This is a genomic window from Borrelia sp. HM (genome assembly GCF_019669085.1).
In the GTDB taxonomy this organism is placed as follows: Bacteria; Spirochaetota; Spirochaetia; order Borreliales; family Borreliaceae; genus Borrelia.
In genome coordinates this window covers 404,107-419,432 of the sequence record NZ_AP024401.1, presented here as the reverse complement: position 1 = coordinate 419,432, position 15,326 = coordinate 404,107, and the positions used below count along the sequence as shown (strand labels likewise).

General features: G+C 31.3%; 14 protein-coding genes and 2 tRNA genes. 15 read left to right on the top strand and 1 reads right to left on the bottom strand.

The annotated features are described in order from the left end of the window. Positions 1-4 precede the first annotated feature (4 nt). Positions 5-1,312: a hypothetical protein gene (locus tag K5563_RS01975; RefSeq protein ID WP_221037334.1), complete on the bottom strand. Its 1,308-nt coding sequence runs from the start codon at positions 1,310-1,312 to the stop codon at positions 5-7. A gap of 74 nt (positions 1,313-1,386) precedes the next feature. Between K5563_RS01975 and K5563_RS01970 the strand changes: the two genes are divergently transcribed. From K5563_RS01970 to rpsG, 15 genes are all read left to right on the top strand, one after another. Then, the gene (locus tag K5563_RS01970; RefSeq protein ID WP_221037333.1) at positions 1,387-2,409 is read left to right on the top strand and encodes a hypothetical protein; all 1,023 of its coding nucleotides are present in this window, start codon (positions 1,387-1,389) and stop codon (positions 2,407-2,409) included. 11 nt (positions 2,410-2,420) lie between these two features. Then, on the top strand, positions 2,421-3,272 hold the full coding sequence (locus K5563_RS01965; RefSeq protein WP_221037332.1) for a hypothetical protein: 852 nt from the start codon (positions 2,421-2,423) through the stop codon (positions 3,270-3,272). Between the two features lie 98 nt (positions 3,273-3,370). Beyond that, a tRNA-Thr gene (locus tag K5563_RS01960) sits at positions 3,371-3,443 on the top strand. Between the two features lie 23 nt (positions 3,444-3,466). Beyond that, the gene (gene rpmG / locus K5563_RS01955) at positions 3,467-3,646 is read left to right on the top strand and encodes a 50S ribosomal protein L33 (RefSeq protein WP_011772345.1); all 180 of its coding nucleotides are present in this window, start codon (positions 3,467-3,469) and stop codon (positions 3,644-3,646) included. 14 nt (positions 3,647-3,660) lie between these two features. Continuing rightward, positions 3,661-3,734 (top strand) — tRNA-Trp (locus K5563_RS01950). A gap of 28 nt (positions 3,735-3,762) precedes the next feature. Next, the gene (gene secE, locus K5563_RS01945) at positions 3,763-3,933 is read left to right on the top strand and encodes a preprotein translocase subunit SecE (protein WP_221037331.1); all 171 of its coding nucleotides are present in this window, start codon (positions 3,763-3,765) and stop codon (positions 3,931-3,933) included. 9 nt (positions 3,934-3,942) lie between these two features. Then, positions 3,943-4,497 carry a transcription termination/antitermination protein NusG gene (gene nusG, locus K5563_RS01940; protein ID WP_221037330.1) on the top strand — a complete coding sequence of 185 codons (555 nt, stop codon included), beginning with the start codon at positions 3,943-3,945 and terminating at the stop codon, positions 4,495-4,497. Between the two features lie 57 nt (positions 4,498-4,554). Continuing rightward, positions 4,555-4,998: a 50S ribosomal protein L11 gene (gene rplK, locus K5563_RS01935; RefSeq protein WP_221037329.1), complete on the top strand. Its 444-nt coding sequence runs from the start codon at positions 4,555-4,557 to the stop codon at positions 4,996-4,998. Beyond that, on the top strand, positions 4,998-5,672 hold the full coding sequence (rplA, locus tag K5563_RS01930) for a 50S ribosomal protein L1 (RefSeq protein ID WP_221037328.1): 675 nt from the start codon (positions 4,998-5,000) through the stop codon (positions 5,670-5,672). The genes rplK and rplA overlap by 1 nt, the downstream gene beginning before the upstream one ends. A gap of 10 nt (positions 5,673-5,682) precedes the next feature. Beyond that, a complete protein-coding gene (rplJ, locus tag K5563_RS01925; protein WP_221037327.1) occupies positions 5,683-6,171 on the top strand; it encodes a 50S ribosomal protein L10 in 489 nt (162 codons plus the stop codon). 87 nt (positions 6,172-6,258) lie between these two features. Beyond that, entirely contained in the window at positions 6,259-6,630 is a 372-nt protein-coding gene (gene rplL / locus K5563_RS01920; RefSeq protein ID WP_221037326.1) for a 50S ribosomal protein L7/L12, read from the top strand. 85 nt (positions 6,631-6,715) lie between these two features. Beyond that, positions 6,716-10,183, top strand: coding sequence for a DNA-directed RNA polymerase subunit beta (gene rpoB, locus K5563_RS01915; protein WP_221037325.1), 3,468 nt, complete (start codon positions 6,716-6,718; stop codon positions 10,181-10,183). 14 nt (positions 10,184-10,197) lie between these two features. After that, the gene (gene rpoC / locus K5563_RS01910; RefSeq protein WP_221037324.1) at positions 10,198-14,331 is read left to right on the top strand and encodes a DNA-directed RNA polymerase subunit beta'; all 4,134 of its coding nucleotides are present in this window, start codon (positions 10,198-10,200) and stop codon (positions 14,329-14,331) included. A gap of 62 nt (positions 14,332-14,393) precedes the next feature. Then, positions 14,394-14,768, top strand: a complete 375-nt coding sequence (gene rpsL, locus K5563_RS01905; protein ID WP_221037323.1) for a 30S ribosomal protein S12 — start codon at positions 14,394-14,396, stop codon at positions 14,766-14,768. Between the two features lie 14 nt (positions 14,769-14,782). Beyond that, positions 14,783-15,256, top strand: coding sequence for a 30S ribosomal protein S7 (rpsG, locus tag K5563_RS01900; RefSeq protein WP_221037322.1), 474 nt, complete (start codon positions 14,783-14,785; stop codon positions 15,254-15,256). Positions 15,257-15,326: the final 70 nt, after the last annotated feature.

Here is a 15,326-nt window from a genome sequence, read left to right as displayed (position 1 = left end):
ACCTTTAAAGATATTTGTGTTGATTTTTTATAGATGAATTTTGATTAATCTGAATGTTGTTAAAGAGTATGATTGCAATTTTATCTTTGTCATTCATTATTATTAAATTATCTTCAATATTTTTAGGAGATATGAATATTAGTTGTAAAGCATTTTGTGTATAGTCTAGCAAACAAAAATATTCTTTTCCTTCATTATTAATTAATTTGATAGCGTTTTTATATGAAATTTGTAAATTTGGACTAAGCCCTATTATTTGAAATATTCCAGAATTTGGTAAATTGTAAATATTTTGGTCTATTTCCCAAATAAAAGTTTTATCCTTTTTAAATCTAATATTTCCATATTGTGTGTTTATTAATTTTTCGTATGATATTAATTTGTTTATTAAATTTTGATTTTGTTCTTCTGCTTCAAGAATAATTTTTGCAATGTTTTGTTCAATAATCACAAATTTTAATTCAATTTTATGTTCTTTAACTTGAATGGTTGACCGATAATAATTTTGAGTTACTTTTGCTAATAAAATAAAATCTTCTTCTGCAATGTTAGATTTAAATAAAAATCCGTTAGGTTTTACTTCTTCAACAACATTATATTTGAAAGATAGACTTAATTCGGGTGTATGAATTTTTATTTCATTTTTGGGAGTAAAAAACAATCCATAATCTTCTCTTAGTAGATTGACATCATATGTTTTATGAGAAATCATTTTTTCATAGTACATTGGTCTTAAATATTGAATACTTTTAAATGTGTTTATTACTTTATCTTGTGATGCTTGATCTAATGGATTTGTGAGTATTGTACCTGTAATGTTATCGAAGATTTCAAGTGCATAGTCAAAGACATAGCCCTTGTATCCATTTTTTGTTAAGGCATATAACCATTTTCCTTTAAGTGAGCCTACTTCTGTTTCTTGTCCAATGTTTATTATTTTTAAAATGCTCTCTTTTGGAATCCTGTATATTATATTTTCTTTATAGTTATCTGGATGAGTTCTAAGAGGTATTAGATCTTTTTTACTTATAGCATATTTATTTACATATGGCTGAATGCTTAGTTTAAATTTTTCTGCTTCTTGTTTTGTTTGAAATTCTTCTATTGTGAATTTGTGTACTATAAATTTTATTCCATTATAGCTTATTGTTACTGTCATTTGTTCTTGATTGATATTTTCTATTCTTACAATTGATCCATTTGGAAGTTTTTCTCTATTGTTTGAATCTAGAATAATACCGTATTTATTATTTTCATAATAACAAGATATAAATAATGTGAGTAATAAAATGTGTATCAAATTTTTATTCATGTTCAATCCCGATAATTTTTCTTGATTTTAAGATGTATTTTGTTATGCATGTCCTTTATTATATAATAAAAATAATGAGGTTATTAATTCAAGCATTTGGGCTAATGCTGGTCTTTAGTTGTTATAAAACTAAGCATAGTGAAATTCAAAATCTCATGGGTCTTTTAGAAGGGTCAAATAAAAAGGATTTAGATAGATTTCTTATTGTTGATAGAATAGTTGATATTCATATGCGCAATAAAGATTATAACAGTGCTTTGCATTCTATTAATCAAGGAATTGCTAATGATATTGGTAAGGAATATTACCCTTTATATTTTTATCTGATGGGCAATATATATTCTTTCATTAAGGAAGATCAGGTGGCTTTTAACTATTACAGATATGTTGTTGATAATTATAATGATTATATTTATGAGAATGGCTCTGTAAAAATAGAGATTGCGAAAAGAGTTATAAATTTAAATATTGAGGCTGGCTATAAAATACGTTATTATAAATTATTGCTTGATAATAATGCTGATAGTCTTACTAATTCAGATAAGGGCAATTATTATTACAATCTTGCTTTAAGTTTAGAGAGTATTCAAAATTATGATGAAGCTTATTTTTATTATAAAAAATTGCTTTTAATACCAAGATCAGACTTAAAAATAGATTCAATAGACTATTCTGGTGTTGTTACTAAAGTTAATTATTATAATAATCCAGATTTTGTAATTTATAGGAATTTAAATGATTTAATAAAAGATATTAAAAGATATATTTTTTCTGGAAATACTTCAAAATTATTAAGTATAAGGAATAAACATAATTTTTTTATTCAAAGTTGGGATCAAAGGGGTGGTAAGGGTAATTCAATTAATACAGACAGTTTTTTGACCACAATGATTAAACTTGGAAGTAGGCGAAAAAATGGCATACAATTTGCAAGTAGTTTTGAGGCTGATTCTAGCAATGATATATCTTATCTTGGGTCTAGTGGTTGGGAACACATTTGGGAGTGGTATTTTGTCTTTAAAAAAATTTCTTATCCAAAAGATCCAGAAATTAATAATGGTTGGGCTTGGATAGGAGTTTATTTAGGTAAAAAGTAAGGAGATATAACTTGAATTTACTTAATGGTCTTTTTAGTTTTTTATTTTTATTTTATTATAATACTTCTATTATTAAAGATTCTGTGTCTCAATCTAGCATAACAAGGACAATTGATTGGGATGCAAAGTACGTTTATTTTGATATTACAAAACCAGTAGATGAGGATAAATTTGATACAGGAGTACTTGATTCTACTTCTAGATTAGTTTTTGACATTAATGATTTTAAAGATACTTTAATAAGACAATCTCTTTTTAAAATGGTAATTGATTCTGAGAATACTTTTGAAGATTATTTTAACTTAGACCCCCATTTAGTACTTTATTTTTCAGGATTTGATAGTATTTTAAAACGAGGCTACACTAAGCATTCAGAAGATTTAAAAAGTATAACCATTAGATATGAGCTTTGTCTTTTCCCTGATTTTATTAATTTATTTTTATCTCATAGTAAGCCTTATAAAGCTTTTTATCCATTGGTAAGTACAAGTGTTGATAAGCTTGCTTATACTGGGATTATTATTTATGCTGGTGATGATTATAAGGCTTCTTCGGGTGATTTTGTAAAATTAATGAATGCTTTCTTTATTAAGATTTATGATGAAAATATCAAGCTTTATTTTGATAAAAGAATGGTTGACCCAGATGCACTAAAAAAATGGGGAATGCTTGAATATACAAATGATATCTCTTATAAAGATAAGAGTAGAATTGGCAATTATCCTTTGAAATTAATTGCTAAAGGGATTTATGGTAAACATAATGCAGATATCATACTTGATGAATATTCTATTAATAAAATATTTTCAAACAGTAATAATATTGAGCTTTTAAGAGAAGGTAAGCTTGTTATTATTAAGTAAGTAAAAAAGGGCCCAGAAATATAATTTAGGGAGAGGGCTTGTCTTTTTTGAGATAATAAATTACTATGATATGAGAGTTTATTATAAAGGGAATTGATGCCCTTATAGCTCAGGTGGTAGAGCACCACCATGGTAAGGTGGCGGTCGTCGGTTCAAATCCGATTGAGGGCTTTTTTGTATTCAGGAGTGTTATTATGGGCAAGAAGAAAGGTAAAGGTGCTGTTGAGCTTATAGCTTTAGTTTGTGAAGAAACAGGAATTAGGAATTATACTACTACTAAAAACAGACGTAATAAACAGGAAAAATTAGAATTGATGAAGTATTGTCCAATTCTTAGGAAGCATACTCTTCATAAAGAAGGCAAAATAAAGTAATTATAAAGAGTAATAGGCCAGTAGTTCTAAATGGTAGAACGACGGTCTCCAAAACCGTATGTTGGGGGTTCGAGTCCCTCCTGGCCTGTGGTTTTTATTTAAAGAGAGGCTTTTAAGTGTTTAAATTTATTAAAGAAAGTGTTTTAGAACTTAAAAAAATAACATGGCCTAAATATAGTGAAGTAATAGGTAGTGGAAAACAAGTTTTTTGGTTAGTTTTTTTTGTTTCAATTTTTTTAGGTATAGTGGATTATATCATGTATCTTGCTATAACCTATATATTTTAAGGAAGGATTATGTCCAGGGCCTGGTATGTATTGCAAACTTTTTCTCAGTATGAAAGGAAGATAGAACAAGAGATAAGACTTTTAATCAATGAGGGTATTTTTGGTAGTAATGTTTTAGATGTGAAGGCCCCTATTGAAAGGGTAGAGGAAATAAAAAATGGGAAAAAGCGTATAAGGGAAAGAAAGATTTGGCCAGGGTATATTCTTATTGAATTGGATCTTCCTGAACAAGAATGGAAAAATACAGTTGCTGATATTGTCAAGATTCCAGGTGTTGTAAGTTTTGTTGGAACTAATAAAGAGCAAAAACCTCTTCCAATTAGTGATGAGGAAGTCAAAAGTGTCTTTATGCTTGCTGGAGAGATTAAGGCAGACAAGTCTATTTTCATACTTTATGATTTTGAAGAAGGTGAACGGGTTAGAATTAAGGGAGGACCTTTTGATTCTTTTGAGGGTATTATTGGGACTATTGATTATGAGAAAAAAAAGCTAAAAGTTGCAGTTCAAATTTTTGGAAGGTCAACTCCTGTTGAAGTTGATTTTCAGCATATAGAAAAAATTTAATTATTAATTATACGTTAATGGGAGCCTAATGGGCGTTTTTACCATAAGGAGTTATTTATGTCTAATGTGTCTAAGAAGAAAAAAGAGATTGCTTGGGTTAAGCTTCAAGTTCCAGCTGGCCAGGCTGCCCCAGGAGCCAAAATAGGTCAGGCCCTTGGGCCTCATGGTGTTAGCGGTCCTCAGTTTGTTAAGGAATTTAATGAAAGAACAGCTAAAATGGAACCAGGGATTGTTGTGCCTGTTATTATTACTATTTACAGAGATAAGAGTTTTTCATTTGTTATAAAAACTCCTCCAGCTTCTATTTTAATTAAAAAGGCTATTGGAATAGAAATAGGATCTAAGAAGTCAAATACAGATAAAGTTGGAACTATAACAAAAGAAAAGATAATGGAAATTGCAAAGGTCAAAATGCCTGATTTAAATGCAAAAACTGAGAAAGCGGCATTTAAAATCATTGCAGGAAGTGCTCGTTCTATGGGTGTTGAGGTGGAAAAATAATGGCTAAGAGTGGAAAAAAATATATGCAAGCTCTATCTAAGGTGGATAAGCTTAAATCTTATAGCTTAGATGATGCTATAAATTTATTAAAAGAAATTAAGTTTGTTAAGTTTGATGAAACTATAGACGTATCTATTAATCTTAACTTGAAGAAGAATCATACGGTTAGAGATACGGTTGTTTTACCAAATCAATTTATGAAAGAGAAGAGAATACTTGTGTTTGCAAAGGGTGTTAAAGCTGATGAAGCTAGAGAGGCTGGTGCTTCTTATGTTGGGGATGATGACCTTATAAATAAGGTGAAAGATGGATTTAATGAATTTGATGTTGTTGTTGCAACACCTGATATGATGAAAGATGTGGGAAAACTTGGTCCTATTTTGGGTAAAAGAGGATTAATGCCAAATCCTAAGACACAAACTATTACAAATGACTTAAAGAGTGCAATAGCTAGTTTGAAGAAGGGGCGTACAGAGTTCAGAGCGAATAAAAATGGTGTTATCAATTTTTCTCTTGGTAAGTCTTCTATGGATAATAAGATGATAAAAGAAAATTATGATCAATTTATTAAGGAATTACTTAAGAAGCGACCAAGTGACTTAAAGGGTACTTTTGTAAATAGTGTTTACATGACATCTACCATGGGGCCTTCTGTAAAGATCGATTTTGTTTAGGAGTTAGATTATGAGTGCAAAGATAAACCCTAGAAAGGTTGAAATGTTTAATTTATTAAAAGAGTTTTTAAATAATAAGGATAATATTTTTTTCTTGGATTATAGAGGATTAACAGTTGCAGAACTTACTGACTTAAGGAATAAGGTTGAAAAAGAGAAGGGTGAATTAAAAGTTGTAAAAAATAATATAATGAAGCGGGTTTTAAAAGATAAACTTATAGACGGACTTGATCCTTATCTTTTAGGTCCAACAGCTGTTATTACTGCTGTTGATGAAGCTAATATAATTGCTAAGATTTTTTATGATTTTACTAAAAATACTACTTTAAAGGTTAAAGGAGGTTTTGTTTTAGGAGAAATCTATAATGAGGCTAAACTTAATGCATATAGTAAACTTCCTACTAAGAAAGAAGCTATTTCGTTGTTTATCAGTGTGCTTAAAGCACCAATTTCAAAACTTGCAAGAACTTTAAAAGCTGTATCTGATGTTAAAGTTTAATTAAATTTAATCAAAACGGTGTTAGTCTTAAATATAAGTGCATGCTATCACTGTTAAAAATAATAATATAAGAGGAGTTAAGTTAATATGGCACTAAGTAAAGAAGATATTTTGACATGGCTTGAAGAAGCTAAAACATCTGAGGTTGTTGAACTTATAACAGCTATTGAGGAAAAATTTGGGGTTACTGCTGCTTCGGTTGCTGTTGCTGTTGGATCTGGTTCTGCAGTAAGTAGTGTTGAGGAACAGACAGAATTTGATGTTATGCTTGTATCTTTTGGAGATAATAAGATTAATGTTATTAAAGAGGTAAGGGCTATTACTGGACTTGGACTTGGAGAAGCTAAAACTTTAGTTGAGTCTGTTCCTAAGGCGGTTAAGGAAGGTATTTCAAAAGCAGATGCTGAGGAAATTAAGAAGAAATTAGAAGCAGTTGGTGCAAAAGTTGAAATTAAGTAAAGCATTAAAAATATGTCAGATTTGTTATTCCACATGTCATTAAGATGATATGTGGTTTATTGTGCCTTAAAAAAGGAGTCTTTTAATGATAAAAAGGGTTTATCTAGGACAAGGAAAAGTAGAAGAAATCTTAGACTTACCTAATTTAATAGAAATACAATTGAATTCGTATGAGAAATTTTTACAGCTTAAGAGATTAAAGAATAATAAACCTTTGCTTAATGAAGGCCTTGAATCTGTTTTTAGGGATGTTTTTCCTATGAAAAGTAGCAATGGTGAGGTTGTACTTGAATATGATAAATACTACATTGACAATGATTCTATTAGTTTTACTGAAAAGGAATGCAAAAGAAAGGGTCAAAGTTATGAGGCTGTGTTAAAAATAAGATTAAATTTGCAATTTTTAGCAACAGGAGAGATAAGACAAAAAGATGTCTATATGGGAACTATTCCTTTAATGACTGATAGAGGGACTTTTATTGTTAATGGTGCTGAGAGAGTAATTGTATCTCAGATTCACAGATCTCCTGGGGTTGTTTTTTATAAGGAAAAAGATTTATATTATGCTCGTATTATTCCTTATCGTGGTTCTTGGTTGGAATTTGAGATTGATTCAAAAAAAGATTACCTTTATGTTAAGATAGACAGAAAAAAAAGAATACTTGTTACTCTGTTCTTAAGAGCCTTGGGACTTGATACTAGAGAAAAAATAATTGAAACTTTTTACAAAATAAAAAAAATTGAGGTAAATGAAAATACTAAAAGAGAAATCACAGGTCAATACTTAGCAGTAGATGTTGATATAAAAGAAAATATGAATTATCGGGCAGGTGATAAAATAACTTTGCAAGATATTGAGGATTTTCTACAACATGGAGTAAAAGATATATATCTTATTGATTTTGAAGGGTATGACAGTGTTCCGGGAAAACGTTTGATTAGTTCAAATATTATTTTGAATTGTTTTGAGAAAGAAGATGCTTATTTTCCTTTAAAAGATGGTGTTAAAGAACTTTCAAGAGAAGCTGTGATGCTTGCAGTTTATAGTGTGCTTTTACCTGGTGAGCCAATATCTGTTGATAATGCTGAGAATGACTTAAGAACTGTATTTTTTTCAGAGAAAAGATATGATCTTGGTCATGTTGGAAGATACAAGCTTTCTAAAGAATTTGGTCTTGATGATCTTACTACTTCAGTTCTTACTATGGCAGATATAGTAAATACAATATCCCATCTTTTAAGGATATATGATGGACATGATGTTCTTGATGATATTGATCATCTTGGAAATAGAAGAGTTCGTTCTGTTGGTGAGTTGCTTACAAATATATATAAGGGCGCAATGTCCAGGGTAGAGAAAATTGCAAGAGATAGGATGTCTAATAAAGAGGTATTTAGTCTTAAGCCTCAAGAGTTGATTAGTGTTAAACCCATTGTTTCTGCTGTTAAAGAATTTTTTGCAACTAGCCAGCTTTCACAGTTTATGGATCAAGTTAATCCATTGGCTGAATTAACACATAAAAGGCGTCTTAATGCTTTGGGTCCTGGAGGACTCTCAAGAGATCGAGCAGGTTTTGAAGTGAGAGATGTTCATTATACGCATTATGGTAGAATGTGTCCTATTGAAACTCCTGAAGGGCCAAATATTGGTCTTATTGTTTCTTTGGCTACTTATGCTAAGGTGAATGATTATGGTTTCTTAGAAACTCCTTATCGAAAAGTTATTAATGGTAAGGTTACTAATGAGATCAAGTATTTATCAGCAATCGATGAGGAAAAAAAATGTATTGCTCAGGCAAATGCTGTTGTTAATGCTGATGGTAATTATGTTAATAATTTAATTTCTGTTAGGGTTTCTGGTGATTATACTACAATGGTTCCTGAAAATATTGATTATATGGATGTTTCACCTAGACAATTAATTTCTGTTTCTTCAGCATTAATACCTTTCCTTGAACATAATGATGCAAACCGTGCTCTTATGGGTTCAAATATGCAACGTCAAGCAGTTCCTTTATTATTTCCACAGCCACCTATTGTTGGTACTGGCATGGAAAGGATAGTTGCACAGGATTCTGGGGTTGTTGTTAAAGTAAAGCGGTCAGGTATAGTGGTATTAGCAACAAGTAACAAAATAGTAATCAAGCCCGATGATGCATCTGGTAATAATGATTTGGATGAATATGAACTTGCAAAATATGAAAGAACTAATCAGGATACTTCTTTTAATCAATCAGTTTTAGTTAAAGAAGGTCAAGTAGTTAGTAAGGGTGAAATAATTGCTGATGGACCTGCTACTAGATATGGGGAATTGGCACTTGGAAATAATCTGTTAGTTGGTTTTATTCCTTGGAACGGATTTAATTATGAGGATGCTATATTAATTTCTGAGCGTATTGTAAAAGAAGATCTTTATACCTCGGTGCATATTAAAGAATTTAGTATTGAAGTAAGAGAAACTAAGCTTGGACCTGAGAAAGTTACAGCTGATATTCCTAATGTTAGTGGAAAAATATTAAGTAAGCTTGATGAGAATGGAATTGTGAGAATAGGGACTTATGTAAAGCCAGGTGATATATTAATTGGTAAAGTAACACCAAAGTCAGAAGGAGATATTACTCCTGAATTTAGGCTTTTGACATCTATTTTTGGAGAAAAAGCAAAAGATGTTAAAAATAATTCACTTAAAGTGCCACATGGTACTGAGGGTACTGTAATTGATGTTCAAAGAATTACTAAGGATGATGTTGGTAATATGCCACCTGGTGTTGATGAAATACTTAAAGTTTATATTGCTAAGAAAAGAAAACTTAAAGAAGGGGATAAGATGGCTGGCCGACATGGTAATAAGGGTGTAGTTGCAAAAGTGCTTCCAGTTGAGGATATGCCATATCTTGCGGATGGAACTCCTCTTGATATATGTTTAAATCCTTTAGGAGTGCCATCTCGTATGAATATTGGACAGTTAATGGAGTCTCAGCTTGGTCTTGCTGGTAAATATCTTGGTGAGTATTATGATGTTCCTGTTTTTGAATCTGCTACAAATGAATGTATACAAGAAAAGTTAACAAAAGCTGGATTTCATGAAACATCAAAAGCAATTTTATATGATGGATATACGGGTGAACCATTTGAAAATGAAGTAATGGTAGGAATTATATATATGCTCAAGTTGCATCATCTTGTTGATGATAAGATGCATGCAAGATCTACAGGGCCTTATTCACTTGTTTCTCAGCAACCTCTTGGAGGAAAAGCACAATTTGGTGGTCAAAGACTTGGTGAGATGGAAGTTTGGGCACTTGAAGCTTATGGAGCTGCTCATACTCTGCAAGAGCTCTTAACTGTAAAATCAGATGATATGTCAGGTAGAGTTAAGATATATGAAAATATAGTTAAGGGTATTCCTACCAATGTATCTGGCATTCCTGAATCTTTCAATGTTTTGATGCAGGAGTTAAGGGGTCTAGGATTTGATTTATCAATTTATGATGATAATGAAAATCAAATTCCTTTAACAGAAAAGGAAGAGGAATTGATTAATAAAACTTAGGTTTTGAGGGTTTTATGAAAGAGATAAAAGATTTTGAAAAGATAAGAATAAAGATAGCATCTCCTGAGCAGATTAGAAATTGGTCTTATGGAGAAGTTAAAAAATCTGAAACTATTAATTATAGAACTTTAAGACCTGAGAAAGATGGTCTTTTTTGTGAAAGAATTTTTGGAACGACAAAAGAATGGGAATGTTATTGTGGCAAATTTAAATCTATAAGGTATAAGGGTATTATTTGTGATCGTTGTAATGTTGAGGTTACTCATTTTAAAGTTAGACGTGAAAGAATGGGGCATATTGAATTATCAGCACCTGTTGCTCATATTTGGTATTATAAATATATTCCTTCTAGAATTGGTCTTTTGCTTGATATTACAGCTTCTAATTTAAATTCTATTCTTTATTATGAGAAATATATTGTAATTGAACCAGGTGATACAGACCTTAAGAAAATGCAACTTTTAAATGAAGATGAATACTCTGAAGCAAAAGAGAGATATGGGATGTCTTTTAGTGCTTCAATGGGTGCTGAAGCAATTAAAACTTTACTTGAAAATCTTGATCTTGACGAACTTTCATCTAAGCTTAGACTTCAAATGATTGATAAGGATGATAAAACAGATAAAAAGCTTTTAAGACGTCTTGAGATTATTGAGAATTTTAAAGTTTCTGGTAATAAGCCATCATGGATGATTCTTGATGTGCTTCCTGTAATTCCACCAGAAATTAGACCAATGGTTCAGCTTGATGGGGGAAGATTTGCGACTTCTGATCTTAATGATCTGTATAGACGAGTAATTAATAGGAATAATCGTTTAAGAAAGCTTTTGTTGCTTAATGCGCCTGAGATTATTGTAAGAAATGAAAAAAGAATGTTACAAGAATCAGTAGATTCTCTTTTTGATAATTCACATAAGAGAAAAGTTGTTAAGGGTACATCCAATAGACCGCTTAAATCTCTTTCTGATGCATTAAAGGGTAAGCAAGGTAGATTTAGGCAAAACCTTCTTGGTAAGAGAGTTGATTATTCAGGTCGTTCTGTAATTGTTGTTGGACCTGAACTTAAGTTACATCAGTGTGGTATTCCTGCAAAGATGGCGCTTGAGCTTTTTAAGCCGTTTGTAATTAGAAAATTAATTGAGAGTGAATCTGTCTTTAATATAAAAAGAGCAAAAAGTTTAATTGAGCAAGAAGTGGATGAGGTATGGCAGATTTTAGATAATGTTATTAAAGAACATCCTGTTCTTTTAAATCGGGCCCCAACCCTTCATAGATTAGGAATACAAGCTTTTGAGCCAGTTTTAGTTGAAGGTAAGGCCATCAAGTTGCATCCTCTTGTTTGTCATGCTTATAATGCTGACTTTGATGGTGACCAGATGGCTGTACATGTTCCATTAACTCCTGCAGCACAGGCTGAGAGCTGGGCTTTAATGCTTTCAACTAATAATCTTTTAAACCCTGCTAATGGACATCCTATTGTATTTCCATCTCAAGATATTGTGTTAGGTCTTTATTACTTAACTATGGAGAAAAAAAATGTAATTGGAGAAGGACGTAAATTCGCTAATTACAACCATGTTCTTCTTGCAATTAATAGTAAATGTTTAGACTATAATGCACGTATTTATGTTAAGGTTGATGGGGCATATACAGAAACTACCGCGGGACGTGTTGTATTTAACGAAGCTTTGCCAGATAGGATTGCATTTGTCAATAAAACTCTTAGTGATTATGAGTTGCAGGCTTTAATTTCTGAGGTTTATGTTGTTCATGGTTCATCTATTGTCATTGAAATGTTAGATATTATAAAAGAGCTTGGTTTTAAATATGCGACTAAATTTGGATGTACAATAAGCATGAGTGATATTATTGTTCCTCAAGAGAAAAAAGAATATGTAGAGAGGGCTAATAAAGAAATTACAAAAATACAAAATGATTATTCAAAAGGTGTTATTACTGGAGAAGAGAGATATAACAATGTTGTTTCTGTTTGGTCAAAAACAAATGAAGAGCTTACTAATAGGATGATGGAGATTCTTAAAAAAGATAAGGATGGATTTAATGTAATTTATATGATGGCTGATTCTGGTGCTCGTGGAAGTAAGAACCAAATAAGACAGCTTGCAGGAATGAGAGGATTAATGGCTAAGACCTCTGGGGATATTATTGAGCTTCCAATTATTTCTAATTTTAAGGAAGGACTTTCTGTAATAGAGTTCTTTATATCTACAAATGGTGCAAGAAAGGGACTTGCAGATACAGCTCTTAAAACGGCCGATGCTGGATATTTAACACGAAGATTAGTTGATATTGCTCAAGATGTAGTTGTTAGAATAGAGGATTGTGGAACTATTAATGGTATAAAGGTTGAGGCTTTAAAGCATGGTGAAGAAGTAGCTGAGCCTTTAAGAGAAAAAGCTGTTGGAAGTTATTCAATTGAAAGAATCAAAAATCCTATTACGGGTGAAATTATTTTGGATGTAAATGAGGAAGTTACAGAGGATAAGATAAAATTATTAGAAACCGTTGGTATTGACAAACTTGTAATTAGATCTGTTTTAACTTGTGAAGCTGAGCATGGAGTTTGTCAAAAATGTTATGGTCGGGATTTTTCAAATAATAAGCCTGTTAATATTGGAGAGGCTGTTGGAATAATAGCTGCCCAGTCAATAGGTCAACCAGGAACACAGCTTACTATGCGAACTTTTCATATTGGTGGAGTTGCACAGGCAGGTAGTGAGGATGATAAGATTTCGCTAAAAAATTCTTTTATTCTTAATGGGATAGAGGGGTTTAATGTTAATATTGATGGTGGATTGCTTTTTACAAGAAAAGGAACCTTGAAAATAATAAATGTTCTTTATGAAGAAGATATGAAGAGTGTTAAAGAGCTTAGAGTTTTGGATTCTCAAAAGGTAATTAAAGGAATGCCTTTATTTACAAATCAAGAAGGTATTGATGTAATATCATCTTGTATTGGTTATACTAAGATTAAGGATGACAAGATTATGATTGTCTCTGAAGAACAAGAGGTATCTTTAAAAGCTGGTACGAGACTTGAAATCAATGTGGGTGATTATGTTAATGCTGGTCGTATAATTGGGACATTTGATCCTTTTGCAGAACCAATTATTGCTGAACTTAAAGGAAAGGTTAAATTTAAAGATGTTATTTTAGGTACAACTTTAAAAGAGGAAATAAATCTTGAAACTGGAAATATTGAGAAAAGAATTACAGATCAAGTTTTTGAGTCTCTTGACCCTCGAATTTTAATTATTAATGACAGAGGGATTGAGATTGCATCTTATGTGCTTCCTGGAGATGCTTATCTGCAGGTTGAAGATGGACAAGATGTTAACATAGGAGATATCATTGCTAAGCTTTCTAAAGGTTCTGAGAAGACTCAAGATATTACAGGTGGTCTTCCTAGAGTTAATGATTTGTTTGAAACAAGAATTCCAAAGAATCTAACAGAAATGGCTAAGGTAAGTGGAGTTGTTCAATTTAAATCAATTCAGAAAGGTAAAAGGCTTATTAATGTTTTAGACGAGTATGGGGTTGAACATAAACATTATATTCCTGCTGGTAAACATCTTTTAGTTAGAGATGGAGATATTGTAAAGGCTGGAGATATGCTTTGTGATGGAAGAATTAATCCTCATGATGTTCTTGAAATTCTTGGTGGTATTAGTTTGCAAGAATTTTTATTAGCAGAAATTCAAGATGTTTATCGAAAGCAAGGTGTAAGTATTAATGATAAGCATATTGGTGTAATTATTAAGCAAATGATGAAAAAAGTTAAGATTGTATCTGTTGGTGATACTAATTTTGTTTATAATCAGAAAGTAGATAAGCATACTTTTTATGAGCAAAATCAAAGGGTAATTGAGCAAGGTGGTGAGCCAGCGGTAGCTAGTCCAATTCTTATTGGAATAACAAAAACTTCTCTTAATATAGATTCATTTATTTCAGCTGCTTCTTTTCAAGAAACAACTAAAGTGTTAACAGATGCTTCAATTGCAGGTAGTATTGATGATCTTAAAGGTCTTAAGGAAAATGTTGTAATTGGACATTTAATTCCTACAGGAACAGGTATGAATTTGTATAAAAGAGTGAAAGTAAAAGAAAAATCAAGCTCTGAAATATAGCTTGAAAAGAAAACACATATTTGATACCATTTTATTGGTAAAATTAGTAAAAGGGAGCATAGATGCCTACAATTAATCAACTAATTAGGAAGCCAAGAAAGAGACGAAAGGAAGAAACAGCATCTCCTGCGCTTCAAAATTGTCCTCAAAGAAGAGGAATTTGTACTCGTGTAATGACTGTTACACCTAAAAAACCTAATTCAGCATTAAGAAAAGTAGCTCGTGTTAGGCTTTCAAATGGATTTGAGGTAACAGCTTATATTCCAGGGATTGGTCATAATTTACAAGAGCACTCAGTTGTTCTTATCAGAGGCGGGCGAGTTAAAGATTTGCCAGGTGTTAGGTACCATATTATTAGAGGGGCTAAAGATACACTTGGTGTTAATAATAGAAAGCAAAGTCGTTCTAAATATGGAACTAAAAAACCAAAAGCTTAAGAGGTATAAGTTGTATGTCAAGAAAGAGTAAAAAGATTAAGAAAAAAATCTTTAAAGATACCAAGTACGATTCTCGAGTTGTTGCTAAATTTGTCAATAGAATGATGTATGATGGAAAAAAATCTATTAGTGAAGCTATAATGTATAATTCAATTGATATGCTTTCAAAAAAGATTGAAGAAGATGATAAAATTGCTGCTTTTACTAAGGCATTAGATAATGTTAAGCCTTTAGTAGAAGTTAGGAGCAGAAGAGTTGGTGGTGCTACTTATCAAGTTCCAGTTGAAATTAGAGAAGAAAGACGAGAAGCCTTAGCAATGAAATGGATTATTTCAGCTGCTAGGAAATCTAGTGGGAAGTCTATGCAAGAGAAGTTAGCAAATGAACTTGTTAATGCTTACAATTCAACAGGTGTTGCTTTTAAAAAAAGGGAAGATACTCATAGAATGGCAGAAGCAAATAGAGCTTTTACACATTATAGATGGTAATAAAAAAATATTCTTGATAAATTTTGTTTTGTGAATTTAATTAAGTATTAAATTAGGTCAATAGGGGATT

Excerpts from the sequence above, each read along its gene's own strand:
- K5563_RS01975 (WP_221037334.1), bottom strand. The coding sequence starts at position 1,312 with ATGAATAAAAATTTGATACACATTTTATTACTCACATTATTTATATCT.
- K5563_RS01970 (WP_221037333.1), top strand. The coding sequence starts at position 1,387 with ATGAGGTTATTAATTCAAGCATTTGGGCTAATGCTGGTCTTTAGTTGT.
- rpmG (WP_011772345.1), top strand. The coding sequence starts at position 3,467 with ATGGGCAAGAAGAAAGGTAAAGGTGCTGTTGAGCTTATAGCTTTAGTT.
- nusG (WP_221037330.1), top strand. The coding sequence starts at position 3,943 with ATGTCCAGGGCCTGGTATGTATTGCAAACTTTTTCTCAGTATGAAAGG.
- rplK (WP_221037329.1), top strand. The coding sequence starts at position 4,555 with ATGTCTAATGTGTCTAAGAAGAAAAAAGAGATTGCTTGGGTTAAGCTT.
- rplA (WP_221037328.1), top strand. The coding sequence starts at position 4,998 with ATGGCTAAGAGTGGAAAAAAATATATGCAAGCTCTATCTAAGGTGGAT.
- rplJ (WP_221037327.1), top strand. The coding sequence starts at position 5,683 with ATGAGTGCAAAGATAAACCCTAGAAAGGTTGAAATGTTTAATTTATTA.
- rplL (WP_221037326.1), top strand. The coding sequence starts at position 6,259 with ATGGCACTAAGTAAAGAAGATATTTTGACATGGCTTGAAGAAGCTAAA.
- rpoB (WP_221037325.1), top strand. The coding sequence starts at position 6,716 with ATGATAAAAAGGGTTTATCTAGGACAAGGAAAAGTAGAAGAAATCTTA.
- rpoC (WP_221037324.1), top strand. The coding sequence starts at position 10,198 with ATGAAAGAGATAAAAGATTTTGAAAAGATAAGAATAAAGATAGCATCT.
- rpsL (WP_221037323.1), top strand. The coding sequence starts at position 14,394 with ATGCCTACAATTAATCAACTAATTAGGAAGCCAAGAAAGAGACGAAAG.
- rpsG (WP_221037322.1), top strand. The coding sequence starts at position 14,783 with ATGTCAAGAAAGAGTAAAAAGATTAAGAAAAAAATCTTTAAAGATACC.